This is a genomic window from Pseudomonas sp. E1MeOHC2 (assembly GCF_058745025.1).
Genome location: NZ_CP196675.1, coordinates 2579026 through 2597127, shown reverse-complemented (window position 1 = coordinate 2597127; position 18102 = coordinate 2579026). Strand labels below are relative to the sequence as shown.

At 63.3% G+C, this 18102-nt stretch carries 18 protein-coding genes and 1 pseudogene; 5 read left to right on the top strand and 14 right to left on the bottom strand.

The window, feature by feature from the left end; translation table 11 throughout:
- Positions 1-165 precede the first annotated feature (165 nt).
- The 5 genes from ACSSU5_RS11535 to ACSSU5_RS11515 form a co-directional block, all read right to left on the bottom strand.
- On the bottom strand, positions 166-1404 hold the full coding sequence (locus tag ACSSU5_RS11535) for a heme biosynthesis protein HemY (protein WP_264310795.1): 1239 nt from the start codon (positions 1402-1404) through the stop codon (positions 166-168).
- Complete coding sequence (locus tag ACSSU5_RS11530) at positions 1401-2501, bottom strand: uroporphyrinogen-III C-methyltransferase (protein ID WP_492561180.1); 1101 nt, start codon at positions 2499-2501, stop codon at positions 1401-1403. Before ACSSU5_RS11530 ends, ACSSU5_RS11535 begins: the two co-directional genes overlap by 4 nt.
- Positions 2502-2546: 45 nt before the next feature.
- Positions 2547-3314 (bottom strand): uroporphyrinogen-III synthase, encoded by a 768-nt coding sequence (locus ACSSU5_RS11525; protein ID WP_492561179.1) that lies wholly within the window; start codon positions 3312-3314, stop codon positions 2547-2549.
- Positions 3311-4252, bottom strand: coding sequence for a hydroxymethylbilane synthase (gene hemC, locus ACSSU5_RS11520; RefSeq protein ID WP_492561178.1), 942 nt, complete (start codon positions 4250-4252; stop codon positions 3311-3313). The genes ACSSU5_RS11525 and hemC overlap by 4 nt, the downstream gene beginning before the upstream one ends.
- Positions 4253-4376: 124 nt before the next feature.
- The gene (locus ACSSU5_RS11515; protein ID WP_027595125.1) at positions 4377-5120 is read right to left on the bottom strand and encodes a LytR/AlgR family response regulator transcription factor; all 744 of its coding nucleotides are present in this window, start codon (positions 5118-5120) and stop codon (positions 4377-4379) included.
- Positions 5121-5430: 310 nt separating this feature from the next.
- On the opposite strand from ACSSU5_RS11515, the gene argH reads away from it, so the two are divergent.
- The gene (argH, locus tag ACSSU5_RS11510; RefSeq protein ID WP_264310799.1) at positions 5431-6825 is read left to right on the top strand and encodes an argininosuccinate lyase; all 1395 of its coding nucleotides are present in this window, start codon (positions 5431-5433) and stop codon (positions 6823-6825) included.
- A 134-nt stretch (positions 6826-6959) separates the two neighbouring features.
- Here argH and ACSSU5_RS11505 read toward each other — a convergent pair whose 3' ends face one another.
- Complete coding sequence (locus tag ACSSU5_RS11505; RefSeq protein WP_492561177.1) at positions 6960-7622, bottom strand: glutathione S-transferase; 663 nt, start codon at positions 7620-7622, stop codon at positions 6960-6962.
- Between the two features lie 147 nt (positions 7623-7769).
- Between ACSSU5_RS11505 and ACSSU5_RS11500 the strand changes: the two genes are divergently transcribed.
- Positions 7770-8069, top strand: a complete 300-nt coding sequence (locus ACSSU5_RS11500; protein WP_264310801.1) for a hypothetical protein — start codon at positions 7770-7772, stop codon at positions 8067-8069.
- A 69-nt stretch (positions 8070-8138) separates the two neighbouring features.
- On the top strand, positions 8139-8384 hold the full coding sequence (locus tag ACSSU5_RS11495) for a TIGR02647 family protein (RefSeq protein ID WP_492561176.1): 246 nt from the start codon (positions 8139-8141) through the stop codon (positions 8382-8384).
- Between the two features lie 27 nt (positions 8385-8411).
- Here the strand turns inward: ACSSU5_RS11495 and ACSSU5_RS11490 are convergent, their stop codons facing one another.
- On the bottom strand, positions 8412-10355 hold the full coding sequence (locus ACSSU5_RS11490; RefSeq protein WP_492561175.1) for an FTR1 family protein: 1944 nt from the start codon (positions 10353-10355) through the stop codon (positions 8412-8414).
- A gap of 230 nt (positions 10356-10585) precedes the next feature.
- Here ACSSU5_RS11490 and ACSSU5_RS11485 point away from each other — a divergent pair.
- Positions 10586-10897, top strand: a pseudogene (locus tag ACSSU5_RS11485) (Fic family protein); the annotation flags it as partial.
- Between the two features lie 33 nt (positions 10898-10930).
- Here ACSSU5_RS11485 and ACSSU5_RS11480 read toward each other — a convergent pair.
- A complete protein-coding gene (locus tag ACSSU5_RS11480) occupies positions 10931-11179 on the bottom strand; it encodes a DUF3077 domain-containing protein (protein ID WP_027595118.1) in 249 nt (82 codons plus the stop codon).
- A gap of 16 nt (positions 11180-11195) precedes the next feature.
- A complete protein-coding gene (locus tag ACSSU5_RS11475) occupies positions 11196-11339 on the bottom strand; it encodes a hypothetical protein (protein ID WP_492561174.1) in 144 nt (47 codons plus the stop codon).
- 416 nt (positions 11340-11755) lie between these two features.
- Between ACSSU5_RS11475 and ACSSU5_RS11470 the strand changes: the two genes are divergently transcribed.
- Complete coding sequence (locus tag ACSSU5_RS11470) at positions 11756-12709, top strand: RHS repeat-associated core domain-containing protein (RefSeq protein WP_492561173.1); 954 nt, start codon at positions 11756-11758, stop codon at positions 12707-12709.
- A gap of 98 nt (positions 12710-12807) precedes the next feature.
- Here the strand turns inward: ACSSU5_RS11470 and ACSSU5_RS11465 are convergent, their stop codons facing one another.
- The 5 genes from ACSSU5_RS11465 to ACSSU5_RS11445 are packed head-to-tail and all read right to left on the bottom strand — an operon-like array spanning position 12808 to position 17849.
- Positions 12808-14235: an efflux transporter outer membrane subunit gene (locus tag ACSSU5_RS11465; RefSeq protein ID WP_492561172.1), complete on the bottom strand. Its 1428-nt coding sequence runs from the start codon at positions 14233-14235 to the stop codon at positions 12808-12810.
- Positions 14232-15107 (bottom strand): efflux RND transporter periplasmic adaptor subunit, encoded by an 876-nt coding sequence (locus tag ACSSU5_RS11460; RefSeq protein WP_264310807.1) that lies wholly within the window; start codon positions 15105-15107, stop codon positions 14232-14234. Before ACSSU5_RS11460 ends, ACSSU5_RS11465 begins: the two co-directional genes overlap by 4 nt.
- A complete protein-coding gene (locus tag ACSSU5_RS11455) occupies positions 15104-15316 on the bottom strand; it encodes a DUF1656 domain-containing protein (RefSeq protein WP_136912409.1) in 213 nt (70 codons plus the stop codon). The genes ACSSU5_RS11460 and ACSSU5_RS11455 overlap by 4 nt, the downstream gene beginning before the upstream one ends.
- On the bottom strand, positions 15313-17400 hold the full coding sequence (locus tag ACSSU5_RS11450; protein ID WP_492561171.1) for an FUSC family protein: 2088 nt from the start codon (positions 17398-17400) through the stop codon (positions 15313-15315). Before ACSSU5_RS11450 ends, ACSSU5_RS11455 begins: the two co-directional genes overlap by 4 nt.
- Positions 17397-17849, bottom strand: a complete 453-nt coding sequence (locus ACSSU5_RS11445) for a MarR family winged helix-turn-helix transcriptional regulator (protein ID WP_264310809.1) — start codon at positions 17847-17849, stop codon at positions 17397-17399. The genes ACSSU5_RS11450 and ACSSU5_RS11445 overlap by 4 nt, the downstream gene beginning before the upstream one ends.
- Positions 17850-18102: the final 253 nt, after the last annotated feature.

The window sequence follows — 18102 nt, the reverse complement described above, 5'->3', positions numbered from 1 at the left end:
TACAGGAACGACAAGTCGCTGAATAGCAAAGGAAGTTTCCATCCGGGAAGTAGGAAACGTCTTAAGAAATGGATTGCAGATCTAACTTATAACGCCGGACAAGTTACCCACCCCCTGAGCCCGCATGCTGGCACGGTCTCAGGGGTAGCTCAGGAGTCGTTCAGATCAGGCGCGGACAGCTTCTGGCAACGGCAGCGCCAGCAAACGCTCATCCAGTAAACCGAGGCCTTCCTGGAACAGCTGGTTGCTGCGTTCGGTCTCGCCGAGGCCGGCGAGCAAGCGGGCCAACTCCGCACAGGTTTCCGGATTGCGCTCCATCCGCAAGCTGCTTTCCAGATAATCCCGTGCCTTGCCCCACAGACGGTTCTGCAAGCTCAGGCGGCCGAGGGTCAGCAACAGGCTCGGGTCCTGCGGGTGCGCCTTCAGCCAGCTTTCGGCAGCCTGCAACTGACGCGCCGGGTCATCACCGCGCACCAGGCCATACAAACGGGCCAGGTGGCTTTCGTATTCGCGCTTGAGGGCGGTGCGCAACACCTGCTCTGCTTCACCCTGGGCGCCCACCTGGCGCAGTTGCTCGGCGTAGGCAAGCACCAGCTGGGGCTCCTGGCGCTGGGCGGCGGTGAGTTGCTGCCAGGCGCGTTCCAGGGCCTGACGCGCAGTTTTCGCATCTTCGCCACGGGTCGTCGCCAGGCTCAGGTTCTGACCCCAGGCACGCTTTTCAAGTGCAGCGAGCTCTTCGGCTGGCAACACCTTGCCTTTGCGCAGGTCAGGCAGCAGGCGAATCAGTGCCGACCAGTCGCCTCGCTCCAAGTGCAAGCGCTGCAACAGGCGCAGCACCTGGCCGTTTTGCGGGTGCCGCTCCTGCATCGCCAGCAGGGTTTCCAGGGCACCGTCGGTATCACCACGGTCCATCTGCAACTGGGCATGGGTAAGGGCAATGGCAAGTTCCGCCTGCGGCTGACGCTCCAGGGCGCGCTCAAGCAGGTTGTCGCTGTCTTCCTTGCGGCCCTGCTCGTTGGCGGCACGGGCGGCACCGAGGTAGTAGAGCAAGGGCTGGCGCTCGGCTTCGGCGGCGCGGTGCAGATGGCGCTGGGCACTGGCCCAGCGGCCTTCGGCGAGGTCCAACTGGCCTTGCTCGATGGCCAGGCGGATGCGGCGGCTGCGGTTGCGTCGCGACCACGGGTTGACCACACCACTGGACGTCAGCACCAGGCCGACCAGGTAGCGCAGCAACCAGAGCACGGCAACCACGGCGATAAGCCCGGCCAGCGCGGCCCACAGCCCCGACTGATAGCGGAAGCTGCCATAGGAGATCAGCACATAACCGCTGTGTTTGGCCACCGCGATGCCCAAGGCGGCCGCGATCACGATCGCCAGCACGGCCAGCAGGTAGACCCGCTTCATGGCTTGCCCCCTTCACCCTCGGCCGGCAGATGGCGGCGCTGGATGTAGGCCTGCACCGAAGCCAGGCTCTCGCTCAAATCAGGCGTAACGACAGACACCGGTTGCTCGGCCAGGGCGTTGAGGCTGTCGAGCATGGCCTTGCTCTGCGGGTTGTCGGCGTTGAAGTTGGCCAGCAGCACGCTGCGTGCATCGTCCAGTGCCTGGGTGTAGACCTTCGCATCACCATTGAGCGCCGCCCATTGAGCTTGCTCGATGGTCAGGCTCAGGGCCAGGCGCAGCTGGTTGAGCGACTGCCCGGCCAGCAGTGGCCGTACGTTGTCATCGGCATTGAAGTCGATCTGGAAATACTTGGAGATTTCCGCCCACCACTGCGACCAGCGACTGGCGCCATCGCCGTCGGCGGTCAGCGCACCGAGCGCATCGGCATTGCTGTCAAACTCCGGCGACTGGGCGCTGAGCTGCTGCACCAGTTCACGTTGCGCGGCAAGCTTCAAGAACAGGCCAGTGCGGTCTGGTTGCTGCGTGCTATTGAGCGTTGCCAGGCTGCGCGCCAACTGCTCGCGGGCGGCGAAGGCGCCCGGGTCGCTCTGCTCGCGAAGGATTTCGTCAGCGCCTTCGACCAGGGCCTTGGCACTGGTGATGTCCTGCAGGGCCGAGAGGCGCAGGGTGGCCAGGCGCAGCAAGTGCTCGGCCTCTGCCAGGCGCCATTCCTTGCGGCTCTCGCCAAGCACGGTTTCCAGGCGCTGGCTGAGGCGCTGTTGATCACCCTGCAGTTGCGACACCAGGCGGCGGCGGTCTTCCAGCTCGCTAGCGGCCGGCAGGCTGGCCAGCTGCGCACTGATTTGCTGTTCACGCTGCTGCAGCGCTTCGGCGCGCTGGTTCAGTGCTTCAAGGTGTTGCCCTTGGTTAAACTCGCTGCCCTGCAGTTGACGCACCTGCCAGACACCCCAGCCACCTATCGCGACCCCGGCCGCACCCAGCAGCAGGGCCAGCGCTGCCAGACCGCTGCCGGAGCGCTTGGCGGGTGTGGCGGTGACGGGGTCCGCCGGCGTCTGGGCCGACGGCTGATCATTGTTGGACAAGACAGTTTCGCTCACGTATCCATCCTTTGCATGGGGGCGCTTGGCGTTCAGCTTAGCGCCTTAAGAGGCAGGTGCAGCGCTGCGCTGCACGGCTGCCAGCAAGGCCGTGGCACTGGCGCCACGGCAATCCACAACCTGTTGGGCCCCGGCGGCCCTGGCCTGCTCGGCAACCCGCGGGCTCGGCACGAACAGCGGCAGACGCGCTACCTGCGGCCAATCGGCGCCGGCGATCTGCTGCAAATGTTCGAAACCCTGCCCACTGCTGACCACCAGGCCATTGAGGCGTTCCGCTTCGATGCGGCGCATCAAGGTGCCCGCTGGGTACTCCGGCAGGCAGCGACGATACAGTTCCAGATAATCGACACTAGCACCTTGCTCTGCAAGACGCTCTGCCAGCAGTTCGCGACCTCCCACGCCACGGACGATCAAGACACGCGGCGCAGACACGCTGATTGCCGCGCGCAGGGCCGCAAGCGCAAGCAAGGCTTCGCTGTCATCGCCGTGCGCCGGGCAGGCCACTTCAAGGCCTGCGCCCTGCAGCACAGCTGCGGTCGCCTCGCCCACGGTGAACCAACCTGTTGGGGGCGGCTGCAGCCCGGCCTGGGCCAGCCGTTCGAGCAGCAACCTGGCTGCCGGCTTGCTGACCACGATGATTGCCTGAAAACCCTGCAGGTCACCCAGCAACTGACGTTGCCGGTCATCCACAGCGACAGCTTCTATCGCCAGCAGCGGCAGACAGCTGCTAGCCACCCCCGCCGCCGCCAGGTATTGCGCCAGTGCTGTGCAGTCATCGGCAGGCCGGGTCAGCAGCAGGCGCCAGCGACTCACGGGTGCCCGGCCTCGCCATAGACTTCCTTGAGGATGGCTTCGGCGCCCTGGCTCAGCAGGTCTTCGGCAACCTGCACGCCCAACGCTTCAGCCGACGCGCGTGGCGCGCGGGCCTCAGCCACCAGCAAGGTGCCACCGCTGGGCTGGCCGACCAGGCCACGCAGCCACAGCTGGTCGCCTTCAAGTACCGCGTAGCAGGCAATCGGCACCTGGCAGCCGCCATTGAGGCGCTTGTTCAGGGCCCGTTCGGCCACCACCCGGTCGGCAGTGTCGAGATGGTGCAAAGGCGCCAGCAGCGCATGGATTTCGCTGTCGGCACTGCGGCATTCGATACCCACCGCGCCTTGGCCACCCGCTGGCAGGCTGTCGTCGACACTAATGCTGGAGGTGATGCGGTCTTCGAAACCGAGGCGGATCAAGCCGGCTGCGGCGAGGATGATCGCGTCATATTCACCGGCATCGAGCTTGGCCAGGCGGGTATTGACGTTGCCACGCAAGAAGCGGATTTCAAGGTCCGGGCGACGCGCCAGCAACTGGGCCTGACGGCGCAGGCTGGAGGTACCGACAATGCTGCCAGCGGGCAAGGCTTCGAGGCTTTCGAAACGGTTGGAAACGAAAGCATCGCGCGGGTCTTCACGCTCGCAGATGCAGTACAGGCCCAGGCCTTCGGGGAAGTCCATGGGCACGTCCTTCATCGAATGCACGGCGATGTCGGCTTCGTTGTCCAGCAGGGCGGTTTCCAGTTCTTTGACGAACAGGCCCTTGCCGCCGATTTTCGCCAGCGGCGCATCAAGCAGCTTGTCGCCGCGGCTGACCATGGGCACCAAGGTCACCAGCAACCCAGGGTGAGCCTGCTCGAGGCGGGCTTTGACATATTCGGCCTGCCACAAGGCCAAGGCACTTTTACGGGTGGCAATGCGGATTTCGCGAGTGGACATGGAACGCCCCGATGCAGAGAAATACCACCGATGATAACAGCTCCGGGGGCATCGCTAGCAGATGCGGGTCAATGGCGGTGTGCGGCCTGTGCGCGGCCATGGAAGTGGCCGCGCAAAGACAGGGTCAGAGCGTCTGCATCATCTTGCGCACGCCGGCCACGTGGCGCCGGCTGACGGTCAGGGCATCACCGTCCAGGCCTTTGAGAAACAGCTGAAAATGCCCCAGCGGGGTGCGTTGCAGGCGTTCGATACGCTCGCGAGCCACCAGCGCATTGCGATGGATGCGCACAAAGCGTTCGCCGAATTCGTCTTCCAGGGCCTTGAGGGGCTCATCGAGCAACACCTCCCCGCCCTCGTGGCGCAAGGTCACGTATTTGTGGTCAGCGATGAAATAGATGACCTGGGGCAAGGGAATCAGCTCGATGCCCTTTCGCGTTCGCGCACTGATATGGCTGCGCGGGCCTCCGCCTTCATTGGCCGGCCGGGTGAGCGCCGCCAACTGGGCGCGGTTGGGCTTCTCGGCCTTGCGCAAGGCATCGCGCAGCGCCTGGGGCTGGAAGGGTTTGGTCACATGGCTGAGGGTGCTGTCCTTGAAAGCTTCGGTGCCGTATTCATCGTCGCCGGTGCAAAACACCACCGACGGCGGCGCCTCGCGCTCGCACAGGCGAGCGGCAACCTGCAGGCCATCCAGGCCAGGCATGCCGATGTCCAACAGGACGACATCGGGCTTGAGGCTTTCAATCAGCGCCAGGGCCTCCTCGCCGTTGGTGGCGCTAGGCTCCAGCACGGTATAACCCTCTAGTTCGCCGAGTAGCCTACTGAGGCGTTCACGGCCTTGGGGTTCGTCATCAACGATCAGGACATTCATAATTGCGCTGGATTCCTGAATGAGTCTCGCACAGGTTATAGCGTAGACAGCTGTGGTTCGAGCGACACTGCGTGTCACGCTCTAGACCGGTGCGATGGCCAAAGATTCACTCGGCCGGCAGATTCACTGCCAGTCCTCTGTCCAACTGTAGACGGTCCGTGGAACACTGCCGTTCATTCCTGCAAATCCTTGCTTGCTCGTTTGCCTGGCGTTTTGGCGACATTTCTCTCGACCGGCGTCCTGCGGCAGCGCGCCCAACCCTGCTATTATCGGCGCCACTTTTTCGTTCACGCCTGCAATGAGTGAATCCATGAGCACCGACAAGACCAATCAGTCCTGGGGCGGCCGCTTCAGTGAGCCCGTCGACGCCTTCGTCGCCCGTTTCACCGCTTCGGTCGATTTCGACAAGCGCCTGTACCGCCACGACATCATGGGTTCGATCGCCCACGCCACCATGCTGGCGCAGGTCGGCGTGCTCAGCGATGCCGAGCGCGACACCATCATCGATGGCCTGAAGACCATCCAGGGCGAGATCGAGGCCGGCAACTTCGACTGGCGCGTCGACCTCGAAGACGTGCACATGAACATCGAAGCACGCCTGACCGACCGCATCGGCATCACCGGCAAGAAGCTGCACACCGGCCGCAGCCGCAACGACCAGGTCGCCACCGACATCCGCCTGTGGCTGCGTGACGAGATCGACCTGATCCTGGCCGAGATCACCCGCCTGCAACAGGGCCTGCTGGCGCAGGCCGAGCGTGAAGCCGAGACCATCATGCCCGGTTTCACCCACTTGCAGACCGCTCAGCCAGTCACCTTCGGCCACCACCTGCTGGCCTGGTTCGAAATGCTCAGCCGCGACTACGAGCGCCTGGTCGACTGCCGCAAGCGCACCAACCGCATGCCCCTGGGCAGCGCCGCGCTGGCAGGCACCACCTACCCGATCGACCGCGAGCTCACCTGCAAACTGCTGGGCTTCGAGGACGTATCCGGCAACTCGCTGGACGGCGTCTCGGACCGTGACTTCGCCATCGAATTCTGCGCTGCCGCAAGCATTGCGATGATGCACCTGTCGCGCTTCTCCGAAGAGCTGGTGCTGTGGACCAGCGCGCAGTTCCAGTTCATCGACCTGCCTGATCGCTTCTGCACCGGCAGCTCGATCATGCCGCAGAAGAAGAACCCGGACGTGCCGGAGCTGGTACGTGGCAAGAGCGGCCGCGTGTTTGGCGCCCTGATGGGCCTGCTGACCCTGATGAAAGGCCAACCGCTGGCCTACAACAAGGACAACCAGGAAGACAAGGAACCGCTGTTCGACGCCGCCGATACCCTGCGCGATTCGCTGCGTGCTTTTGCCGACATGGTCCCGGCCATCAAGCCCAAGCACGCGATCATGCGCGAAGCGGCCCTGCGCGGCTTCTCCACCGCCACCGACCTGGCTGACTACCTGGTACGCCGAGGCCTGCCGTTCCGTGATTGCCACGAAATCGTCGGCCACGCGGTGAAGTATGGTGTGGACACTGGCAAGGACCTGGCCGAAATGAGCCTGGACGAACTGCGCCAGTTCAGCGACCAGATCGAGCAGGATGTGTTTGCCGTGCTGACCCTGGAAGGGTCGGTCAATGCCCGTGACCACATTGGTGGTACGGCGCCGGCGCAGGTGCGTGCGGCGGTGGTGCGCGGTCAAGCCTTGCTGGCTTCGCGCTAAGGGCCATTGCGAGGGCTTCGCCCTCGTTCGCGGGGCAAGCCCGCTCCCACAGATGTGTGCATGCTTCAGGAAAAGTGCGGCACCTGTGGGAGCGGGCTTGCCCCGCGAATGGGCTGCAAAGCAGCCCCCGGTAGTTACCGCTTACCGCTACGAATCATCTCCATAAAGGCCGGCATCGCCGCCTCCTTGTCTGCCATGATCCGCGCCATGTGCGGGTTCTCGCGCATCTTCTCCAGCAACGCCTTGGCCTCGGGGAAATCCGCGAGGAAGTCGATGTCGAGCACCTTCTTGCCCACCGCGTAAGCCAGATCGACCGAGAAGCAGAACATTAGGTCGGCAATCGTCAGCTGCTCACCCGCCACATAGGGGGCAAAGCGCCCATTGCGCTTGAGCGTGGCGAAGCCCGCCAGCAGGTCGGCGTGGGCCCGCTCCTTGATCAGCGGCTCCACCGACATGCCAAAGAACGACTCGGCATAGCAGGTACGCGCCGGCAACTCGATGTACAGCTCGATTTCCTTGAGCAGTTCACGCACTTTGGCCTGCCCGAACGGGTCCGCCGGCATCAGCGCCTTGCCGCCTTGGGTCTGCTCGATGTAGTCGAGGATCACACTGGTCTCGCTGATAAAGCCGTGCTCGGTTTCCAGCACTGGCACCTTGCCGCGCGGGCTGACTTCCAGCGCGTGGGGCGCTTGGCCGCCATAGAAGGTGACCTCCTCGAAAGGCAGGCCTTTTTCCAGCAGGGCCAGCTTGACCATGTTGTAGTAGTTGCTGACCGAGAATCCGTGAAGCTTGAGCATGGGGTAACAGCCTCCAGGCCGTGAGGGGATGGCCCGGCTTTTATAGACCCTCTGCCTGCGCCTGACCAGCGTCATGCACCCGCTCGATGACCGGACATTGCCACCACAGGCGTGGCAAACTGTATGCCCCATCACAGGAGTACCGCCATGAGCGAGCCCACCGACATCGACAATGACGACGAAGCCTTCGCCGAGGCAACGCTGACCCAGGCCATCGAGAACCAGATCGAAAGCGGCGAACCGGCGGCGGCCAAGGCCACCTTCAACAAGCTGACCTTGGTCGGCTACGCGCGCGAGGACATCCTCAACCTGATGGCCCATGTGTTGGCCTTCGAGATCGACAACATGCTGGTGGAAGACCGCGCGTTCGACAGCGAATGGTACGAGAACGCCCTGCGCGCCCTGCCCGAGCTGCCACCTGAGATGGATCAAGGCGACGACGAATAACCCGACTACACTCGAAGGTCAGGCACCGATGACGGTGCCGCTATCCTCGTCTGGAAGTCAGGAGTCGCCATGTCCTTTACCCCCGATCTGATCGCCGAACTGGAAGTCCTTGCGCTGTTCAAACACGACAGCAGCCAAGAAGGCATCAAGATAAACAGCAACGCCGCTCCTGCCCTGATCGCGGCCGCACAGCGCCTGCACGAAAAGGGGCTGACCGATCAACCCGACGGTGGCTACCTGACCAGCCTGGGTCATGACGCCGTCGAAAGTGTCCTACTGCTGCAAAACATTCTCAAAGCGCCACAACCGGCCTGATCAAATAGCGTTACCAGGAGGGCGGCCTCAGTTGGCCGCCGCCCTGCGCTTCTCGGCCAACCGCGAGCGCCCGTACAGGAACACGATGGCCAGCAGTGCCACCGCCTGGGCCGCCAGCGAGTAGGCATCGGCGTGAATGCCCAACCAGTCGAACTCAAAGAACGCCACCGGCCGCGTGCCCAGTACCCCGGCCTCTTGCAGTGCCTTGACGCCGTGCCCGGCGAACACCACCGACAGCGCACACAACAGCGCCGCGTTGATGCTGAAGAATAGCGACAGCGGCAGCTTGGCCGAGCCTCGCAATATCACCCACGCCAACCCCACCAGCAGCACCAGGGCCGTGGCGCCCCCTGCCAGCACCGCCTGATGCCCGGCAGGCCCTGCCTGCAGCCACAGGGTTTCGTAGAACAGGATCACTTCGAACAGCTCGCGGTACACCGAGAAGAACGCCAGCACGGCAAAACCGAAACGCCCGCCCCCACTGACCAGGCTGCTCTTGATGTAGTCCTGCCAGGCGGCGGCGTGACGGCGGTCGTGCATCCATACCCCCAGCCACAGCACCATGACCGCAGCAAACAGCGCCGTGCAGCCTTCGAGTAGCTCGCGCTGGGCACCGCCCACATCGATCACATAGGCCGCCAGGGCCCAGGTGGCGAAACCTGCGACCAGCGCCAGCCCCCAACCGACATTGACGCTGCGCACCGCCGACTGCTGGCCGGTGTTGCGCAGGAAGGCGAGGATCGCCGCCAGCACCAGAATCGCCTCAAGGCCTTCACGCAGCAGAATCAACAGCCCGGAGATGTAGCTCAGCGACCAGCTCAGGCCATCACTGCCCAGCAGCTTGGCGGCCTGGTCGAGCTTGGCCTTGGCTTCGACCAGGCGTTGCTCGGCCTGGGCCACTGGCAAGCCGTCCTGCAGCGACTGGCGGTAGGCCATAAGGGATTTTTCAGTGTCCTTGCGCGCCTGGGTATCGATGTTGTCCAGCGAGCTTTCCACCAACTCGAACCCTTCCAGGTACGCGGCTACCGACAGGTCATACGCCTGGTCGTGATCGCCTTCGCGGTAGGCAGCCAGGCTTTTGTCCAAGGTGCTGGCGGTGTATTCGAGCAACTGCGCCGGGCCGCGTTTGGCCTGTGGCGGCTGGGCACGCTGGGCGCGAAACGCCTCCAGCGCACCGGCCCCTTCGTTGGCGGCGACTTCGGCTGGGGTCTGGCGGGCAAGGTCTGCCAGGTTCCAGGCCTTGTCGCCCTTGGCGGCGTCGGGCTTGGCGGTGAAGCTCGCCACATAGGCGGCGACGTCCCAGCGTTGACGCTCATCAAGCTGATCGGCGAACGACGGCATCTCGGTGCCTTCAATGCCCAAACCAAGGGTGTTGTACAGGTCGAACAGGCTCAACTGGTCAAGCCGCTCGACGCTGCGCAGGTTGGCGGGCGGCGGCTCCAGGCCAACACCGGCCGGGCCATCGCCGGCGCCGGTGTCGCCGTGGCAGATCGAGCAGTTCTGCGCATACAGCGAGGCCCCGCGGGCCGGGTCCGGGGTAATCACCGGGGCCTGGCTGACCTCGTAGGCCACCGCCAGGCGCGCGCCCAGCTGGCGGGCCTGGCGGGCAACGGCGGCGCCGTCCTGACGCTGCTCGATGGCCTGGCGCAAGCCCTGCACGCCCTGCTCCAGTGCAGGTTGCTCGGCATGCGCTGGCAAGCCTTTGACCAGCTCGGCCAGCACCGCACTAAACTCCTGTTGCTCGCGGTATTCGCCCTCGTCGATCACCTTGCCGTCACGCACGGTCGGCGGGTAGTCGGCACCGAGGTAATCGAGCAGGTGCAAGGCCTTGGTGGCCTCGGCGGGGGTTTCGGCCAGCACCACGGTGCTGCACAGCGCCAGCACTGGGCCAAGCAATAAAGCAGGCAGCCAAGCTAGCAGACGGGAACGGGTTTTCATGGCCAGTCTCGGAGGGAATGCGAAAGAGAACATTGTTCACTTCCACTCTATTTCTCTCAAGGGTGGCGGGCGGATTTCATGAAAAATCTTGTGACAAAACAGGGGGAAATCAGGCGTGACGTTTACAATTTTCACCTAGGATTTTGAAAAAAAAATGATCAAAGTCTCTTCAATTGAAAATTTTCTAAGCCCGCTGAAAATAAAATGGCGAATTTGGACCTGGTGAAGGAGGTTTGAAATGGAAGCCGCTGGCTACGCGCACCTATTGGGATGCGACGCCGTGCGTGGCCTTCACGCTCGACATGGCCAGAATAGCCCTTGAAGTGGAACTGCAGAAGGAAGCCGATTTTCTGGCCAGCTACGACGCTGTCTATCGGGCAGTGGACGATCAGTACGATGTCCGTGGCAGCGACTTGGCCAACCTGGTGATGATGTGCCTGACCAATGATGGCATCGTATCCAGGAACCGGCGCAAGCAATTCCAATACACCGTTCCGGTCGAGGTATTCGACTTCATCGAACAGCAGTCGCAACACATCCTTGCGGCACAACGGGCCGAAGCCAAGCAGGAGTGAGCGCACTCACTCGCTGCCTTGGCGCTAGTGCACTCAATGCACCCTGTTCATGCCCCGTTCCATATCATCGATCAAAGCCTTGGCCATCTCGCTGAGAATCCGCGCTGCACTGCCGGCCACGCGGTCATTCTCCATTTCCGCTTCCGTGGTCAGGTGGCGGATGCAGCCGAGCAGTACGGACAGCTGAGAGAAGGCGTGGTTGAACGGTACGTCAGGTTGCAGGCGGAACAGGTCGAAGGTTTCCTCGCCTGCGGTGGAAGACGCTGTGGGATCGTCGCGCATCGTATCGTTCCTCGGCTCAGGCGCTGGCGCGGGTGTGGTCGCACAGGGCGCGGATCAGCAAGTCGCACGCTTCGGCGCAGGGAGGGTCTTGGAGTGTGATGATGGGCGGGTCGAGCAGAAGGAGGGTTGCGGGCGGTGAGTCGGGGACGATTTTTTTCATGGTGCGGCTCCGTATGCGGAAAGAAAAACTACCGTCCTCCTCGTCTCACGGAATTGGGTGGCAGTCGTGCACGGAGTGAGACCCGGGACATACGGTAACCCCGGCCAGGCCGAAGCCTGCCCGCGCACGACCGCCATGAAGCGGTGCTACCGAATGCAAACCGGGTGTCTCACGCCCGATCGCCTTGCGAGGCGACCCGAGGACATTATTCCTGGGGCATTTCACCGCCTAGACAGCACCTTCCGACAGACGCGTAGGATAGTTCGCCTGATAACGAGAGATGAAGCATTTGGTTTCAGATTCGGAAATTGCTTACAAAATTTGCTAGACCTTAGAGCCTATTATTTTTACCAGTTGTGCTACTCGCGGTCTCCGCCCATGATCCGTGGATAGAGGCGAGCACTTGGGCAAAACATATGTATATAAAAAACTGTACATCCAAGCTTTTTTATCAGCACGGCTTCCCTCATCTCACCCTATCCAGAGATGTTCAGCGCACGCTTTTCCATTATCACGGCATGCCACTTGGGGAACAATCACTGCAACAGGGAAGGACAGATGAACCCCGTCTACTGTCAGCGGATCAAAACCGCTCAGTTCTTGCTACCCAGGCTTCGAAATACCAACAACATAGTTATGCTCCTTACGGACATAATGCCCTGCTTGATCAAGCATACTCACTGCTCGGCTTCAACGGAGAACTTCGGCAATACCTGACAGGGCATTATCTGCTTGGCAACGGGTATCGCCCATATAGCCCAGCACTTAGGCGCTTCTGTTCAACGGATAATCTGAGCCCCTTTGGCGCTGGCGGGGTCAATGCTTACGCTTATTGTGCGGGCGACCCGGTCAACCGGACAGACCCCACTGGCCATATGTTCTACAGTGGCAGAAGAGGTACAACACACTACCCAGGGCTGCACAAAATGGCTGGACTCCCTGACCCATCTCGACCGCCCAGCCCAATTATCGGACAGCAACGCCCTCTCCAACCTAGATCCCCTCAACCATTTAGCGCGGCCGTAGGCTCGGTAGTCGGCCAGGGTTCGTTGATAGCAGAACAAGGCATTAGGCAAGTTCTTACATTTGCTGAAACCCAAATCGGACCATTAAAAAACAAAAACGAACTAACCGCCAGAAAGTTTATGGTCTTGGGAGGCGACCTTGAGGATCGCGGTCTAATACATGCATCTGAGATCGCAATGGGATTTGCCAGCCGCCATGCAACCCATCCACCAGATATGCTCAAGAGTTACAACATCCCTCCGAAAATAATATCTAAAATACTCCAGACTTCCCAGCAACAACCTTTAAACAACGAAGAGATTGCAATAAGGGTAATAGCAAACTCCATAAGGGCTGAGTTATGAGCGGTTAGCCCTCATTAGACTCTCGGCTGCAACCGACGACACCGACAGGAGAGCCTCACACCCGGCTGAGTTGAATACTCTATGTGCCGGGCATGTGATCAACGCGGCTGCACATCGGCGCTCGGCTTCCAGCCACCCCCCAACGCCAAAAACACCCCAATCTGCCCCACCGCCACCTGGCTATTCGCCGCCGCCAACTGCGCCCGCATATCGGTATACGTCCGCGTCGCCTGCAAGTCCGCCAGGAACGACTCACGCCCAGCCTGGTAATACCGGTGCGTCTGGTCCGCCGCTTCCTTGGCCGACTTCTCCGCCTCGGCCAATGCATCGCGCCGGTCGAGCAAGGCGCTGTACTGCGCCAGCCGGGTCTGGGTCTCGCGGATGGCGTTCAGCACCACGCCGTCGAAATGCGCCAGCGCCGCCTGGGTCGAGGCTTCGGCCATGCGGATGCGTGCACGGGTGCCGTTGGTGGGGATGGTCCAACTGATCTGTGGGCCAAAGCCCCAGCGGTTGGTCGCCGGCTCGCCGAGGTTCTCGAGGATACCGATGGTGCCAACTTGGGCGCCGATGCTGATATCCGGGTACAGCGCGCCCGTGGCCACGCCGATGTAAGCGGTGGCAGCCGCCAATTGGCGCTCGGCCTGGCGTACGTCGGGGCGGCGCTTGAGCAGCGCGGCGCCGTCGCCCACCGGGATCAGCTGGGCCAGGTGCGGCAGTTCGGCGCAATCGGCGGTGCCGGCGGGCAACTGCTCGACCGGCTTGGCCAGCAGTGCGGCCAGGGTGTACAGGCCGGTCTCGCGCTCGGCCTTGAAGCGTGGCAGCTCAGCGCGCAGGGATTTGAATTGGGTCTGCGAGCGGGTGACTTGGGTTTCGTCGCCACGGCCGGCATCGCGCAGGCGCTGGTTCAGCTTTACACCTTGCTCCTGCAGGTCCAGCGACTCGCGGGCAATGTGGTATTCCTCGTTGGCCGAGCACACCTGGGTATACGCCTTGACCACATCCGCCACCAGGGTGATGCGCGCCGTGTCTGCTGCGGCCTGCACCGCGTCGGCGTTGGCCTTGGCCGCCTCGGTGCCGCGTTTGAACGTGCCCCACAGGTCGAACTGGTAGGAGGCGCTGATGATGGCCTCACCGATATTGGCCACAGGCACCTTCTCGGGCAGCAAAAAGGCCTCGCCGGACTCCTGCAAGCGCTGGGCGCCGGCCTTGATGCCACCACTGAAGCCGCCCTGCGATTCGGCCACTTCGACCTGGGCGCGGGCCTTGGCGATGTTGGCCGCAGCCACCCGCAGCTCGGTATTGGCGCTCAACGCCTGGCGCACCAGTTGGTTGAGGCGTTGATCCTGGTACAGCTGCCACCAGTCTTCGGGCACCGGCGCCGACACCACACTGTCGGCGTCCTGGCGCAGCGGGCCGTTGAGGTCGCTGCGCTGCACGGCCGCGTCTTTCGGCACTTCGTAATCCGGGCCAACCAGGGCACAGGCACCGAGGGACAGGGCCATGCCCACCAGCATCAGGCGTTTCATGGGCGCTTGTCCTCGATGATCGACACCGTGGCCGTGCGCCCGGCGATCATGCGGAAGTCTTGTGGCACTTCGTCGAAGGCGATACGCACCGGTATCCGTTGGGCCAGGCGCACCCAGCTGAACGCTGGGTTGACGTTGGGCAGCAGGTTGGCGCCGCTACTGCGATCGCGGTCTTCGATGCCGGCGGCGAAGCTTTGTACGTGGCCGCGCAGGCGGGTGTTGTCGCCCATCACGCGGATGTCCACGGCATCGCCGATGTGGATGCCACCGAGCTTGGTTTCTTCGAAGTAGCCATCGACGTGGTAAGAGGCGCTGTCGACCACCGACAGCACTGGCCGGCCGGCGGTGACGAACTCATGGTTACGCGGGGCGCGGTCGTTGAGGTAGCCATCCACCGGGCTGCGCACCACCGAGCGGTCGAGGTTGAGCTGGGCGGTATCGACCGCCACCTGCGCCTCGTTGACCGCCGAACGGGCGCGGGCTTCGCGGGACTGGCTCTCTTCCAACTGCTCGGCCGCGACCAGGTTGCCCAGCGTGCGGTTACGGCGCGTCTCGCGGGCGGCCTGGGCCAGGGTTTCCTCACGCTCGGCGAGGGTTGCCTGGGCCTGGCGCAGGGCCAGGCTGAAGCGGTCCTGGTCGATGGTGAACAGCACGTCGCCGCGCTTGACCACCTGGTTGTCACGCACCTCGACCTTTTGGATCAGCCCGGACACATCCGGGGCGATCTGGATCACGTCGGCGCGGATGTGGCCGTCGCGGGTCCAGGGGGCGAACAGGTAGTACACCACCATCTGCCACACGAGCACGGCGGCGAAACTCACGACCAGCAAGGTCAGGACCACACGGCCCAGGGTCAGCAAAGGTTTTTTCATGGCAGCATCAGGTTTCGGCAAAAGTGGTCGACCGCGCCCAGCATCACGGCGTAGAGGGCAACGTTGAACAATGCCCGGTGCCAGACCAGGCGGTAGAAATGCAGGCGCACCAGCACGGCGTGCACGCCCAGAAACAGCAAGTAGGTGAACACCATCATCACCAGCAGCGTGGGCAGGAACACCCCGCTGATATCCAGATCACCGATCACAGTGGGGCTCCATCGATGCCGGGGGGCAGTTGCGGTTGTTCGGTAGGCTCAAGCATCACTTCGACACCGGGCAGCAATGCCAGGCGCAGGCCGCTCAAGGCGTGCAGCAGGTGCACACGGGCGTCGCCACGGTCGTTGTGATCGTCCAGCGCCAGCCCTTGCCGCGCACGCTCCATGTTGCGCAGCAGCGCGGCCGGGGCGTGCAGGCGCTGGTTGGCGCGCAGGCAAGCGGCGTAGTGGGCGCCGACTTCCTCGATGACCGTGGCCAGGCGCTCGCGGGCCTGCGGGTTAGCGCGCGGCATGTAGGCCAGCAGGTCGAGCAGGTTCAGGCCCACACGCAGGTCACGCAGCGCCACACCGCTGTCCTGGCCGGTCTGCAATAGGCGCGGCAAGTGCTGCATCAGGCGGTCGAGCATTTGTACGCCGACCTGGCGGTGTTCGGCCAGGGTGGCGGGCTGGGTCATCTCGACGATGTCGCGCCAGGCGAAGCGGGTCATGCGCTTGGCGGCCAGTTCCACGCCGAACGGGCGCAGCAGCAGGGTCCAGATGAAGGCGAACAGCAGCCCGACCGGGCCGGCCAGGTTGGCGTTGATGAAGGTTAAGAAGTCTGCGTCGTAGACGCCCTGAATGCTGATGAACGTGGCGGTGTTGACGATGGTCAGCAAGGTGCCAAGGTAGAAACGCGGCTGCACGGTCAACGTGCCGACGCAGATGAAAGGTACGGCGAAGGCCAGCACCAGCATCGGGAAGTCGTGCAGGTTGGGCAGCACCAGGAACAGGTAGACGCTGGAGAAGATCACCGACATCAGCGTCCAGAAGAAGAACCGGTAGATCTGCGGCGCCGGGTCGTCCATGGCGGCAAAGAAGCTGCAGGCCACGGCAGCGAGAATGACCGCGCTGCCACCGTCGTTCCAGCCGAGCAAAATCCATAGGCCGCTGGCGACGATGATCGCGGTAACGGTGGAGAACACCGAGTAGAGCATCAGGCCACGGTCGAAGAAGGGCGTCAAACGGCCCAGGCGCCAATGGCGATAGGCCGCGCGCCAGGGCGTGGCGTCGTCCTTGCGCAAGGCGTGCTGGAGGGTGCAGCAGTCTTGCCAGAGGTCGACCCACTCGGTCAGACGATACAGGGCGTTGGACAGTAGCAGGCCGCCGCGCTGGTCCAGTGCGGCGGCGCTGGGTTGCAGACGGGTGATCTGCTCGTGCAGCGCGGTCCAGGGTGCCAGGGAGGCATCGTCGGCGGTGCCTTTGAGCCATTCGCGGGCCTCGGCCAGCAACGGTTGCAGCTGGGCGAACTGCACAGGCGCACGGCCCTCAAGGGCGATCAGAGCGTCGTCCAGGGCGTCGATCACCGGCAGCAGGTGGATCATCCGCCCGCGCAGTTCGCTGGCATTCTTCAGGGTGTGGGGGCCGGCGCCTTCGTGGCCAAGCTGGCCGATCATCATTTCCAGGGTATTGAACGTGGCCACCATCGAAGCACGCATGCCGCCCACCTTGTCGGCGGCGATGTCGCGGGCCAGGTAGGTGTCGCTGTAGCGGATCGCCTCGGCAAACCAGTTACCGGTCGAGCCGACCACCACCGGGGCCAGGCGGCGCGGCCAGAAGATCGCACCGACTACGGCCGCGCAGACAATGCCCAGGCAGATTTCCTGGGCCCGCGACGAGGCCACATCGAATACCGCGGTGGGGTTGTCGACCACGGCCAGGGCAATCATCGGTAGCGTGTAGCCCGCCAGCATCAACACATAGTTGTTGGCGGTGCGCAGGTTCAGCGAGAGGAACAGCAAGGTGCCGGTCCACAAGGCAATGGCGACGCTGAGCAACAGCGGCGACTGTACCAAAGGCGGCACCAGGAATATCGCCCCACCGGCACCCAGCAACGTGCCGAGGGCACGGTACAGCGCCTTGGAACTGGTCGGGCCGACGAAGGGGCTGGAGACGATGTAGACGGTCGCCATCGCCCAGTAAGGGCGCGGCAACTGCATAAGCAGGGCGATGTACAGGGCAATCATCGACGCGGCGAAGGTGCGCACGCCGTAGAACCAATCGCGGGCCGGGGGTACCGAACTGAAGAAGCCGTTCATGCTGCACCGCCGGGTGTGCCGAGGCCGGCAGCCTCGAAGGCGCGCAGGACGCGCAAGGCGGCCTCCAGGTCGGCCTGGTCGATGCCCTGCAGTACATCACGGCGCAGGCGCACCAGCTCAGCCTCGATGGACTCGGCCAGGGCGCGGCCTTCGGCGGTTAGGCTCAGGGCCTTGGCGCGACGGTCCAATGGGTCCTCGCTGCGGCACACCAGCCCGGCTTTGCACAGTTGGTCGAGCAGGCGCACCAGCGACGGGCTTTCGAGGCCGGCGGCCTGGGCCACCGCCACCTGATGCACGCCATCGCCCAGGCGCACGATCATCAGCAACGGTGCGGCGCAGGCCTCGGAGATGCCGTAGCTGGTCAACGCAGCGTGGCAGATGCGCCGCCAATGGCGAGCGGCAACCACCATGCCGCTGCTGACTTGCAGGCGCAGGAGATCAAGGGACATGAAAGGAACCAAGGATATTCATAGTTTGCTAACTATCAATATACGCCTGGCCCTCCCCCTGTCGTCAACAGGGGGCGACGGATAGCGTGGGTGAATTGTTGTTCATCTTGGGCCTTTGCGCCTTGATCAAATCCAGCTCAAATCCCTGTGGGGGCAACTGTCTTGCTCAATTTCTAAAAACTGGCGTATTACCTGTGGGAGCGGCCTTGCGCCGCGAAAGGGCCACACATGGGCTGCGTCTTCCCCCGAATTT

Bases quoted from the DNA above. Each gene is read 5' to 3' on its own strand.
- ACSSU5_RS11475 (WP_492561174.1), bottom strand. From the start codon at position 11,339: ATGAAAAAAATCGTCCCCGACTCACCGCCCGCAACCCTCCTTCTGCTC.
- ACSSU5_RS11445 (WP_264310809.1), bottom strand. From the start codon at position 17,849: ATGTCCCTTGATCTCCTGCGCCTGCAAGTCAGCAGCGGCATGGTGGTT.
- ACSSU5_RS11505 (WP_492561177.1), bottom strand. From the start codon at position 7,622: ATGCTCAAGCTTCACGGATTCTCGGTCAGCAACTACTACAACATGGTC.
- ACSSU5_RS11470 (WP_492561173.1), top strand. From the start codon at position 11,756: ATGTATATAAAAAACTGTACATCCAAGCTTTTTTATCAGCACGGCTTC.
- hemC (WP_492561178.1), bottom strand. From the start codon at position 4,252: ATGTCCACTCGCGAAATCCGCATTGCCACCCGTAAAAGTGCCTTGGCC.
- ACSSU5_RS11480 (WP_027595118.1), bottom strand. From the start codon at position 11,179: ATGCGCGACGATCCCACAGCGTCTTCCACCGCAGGCGAGGAAACCTTC.
- ACSSU5_RS11465 (WP_492561172.1), bottom strand. From the start codon at position 14,235: ATGAAACGCCTGATGCTGGTGGGCATGGCCCTGTCCCTCGGTGCCTGT.
- ACSSU5_RS11515 (WP_027595125.1), bottom strand. From the start codon at position 5,120: ATGAATGTCCTGATCGTTGATGACGAACCCCAAGGCCGTGAACGCCTC.
- ACSSU5_RS11450 (WP_492561171.1), bottom strand. From the start codon at position 17,400: ATGAACGGCTTCTTCAGTTCGGTACCCCCGGCCCGCGATTGGTTCTAC.
- ACSSU5_RS11535 (WP_264310795.1), bottom strand. From the start codon at position 1,404: ATGAAGCGGGTCTACCTGCTGGCCGTGCTGGCGATCGTGATCGCGGCC.
- ACSSU5_RS11500 (WP_264310801.1), top strand. From the start codon at position 7,770: ATGAGCGAGCCCACCGACATCGACAATGACGACGAAGCCTTCGCCGAG.
- argH (WP_264310799.1), top strand. From the start codon at position 5,431: ATGAGCACCGACAAGACCAATCAGTCCTGGGGCGGCCGCTTCAGTGAG.
- ACSSU5_RS11495 (WP_492561176.1), top strand. From the start codon at position 8,139: ATGTCCTTTACCCCCGATCTGATCGCCGAACTGGAAGTCCTTGCGCTG.
- ACSSU5_RS11490 (WP_492561175.1), bottom strand. From the start codon at position 10,355: ATGTTCTCTTTCGCATTCCCTCCGAGACTGGCCATGAAAACCCGTTCC.
- ACSSU5_RS11460 (WP_264310807.1), bottom strand. From the start codon at position 15,107: ATGAAAAAACCTTTGCTGACCCTGGGCCGTGTGGTCCTGACCTTGCTG.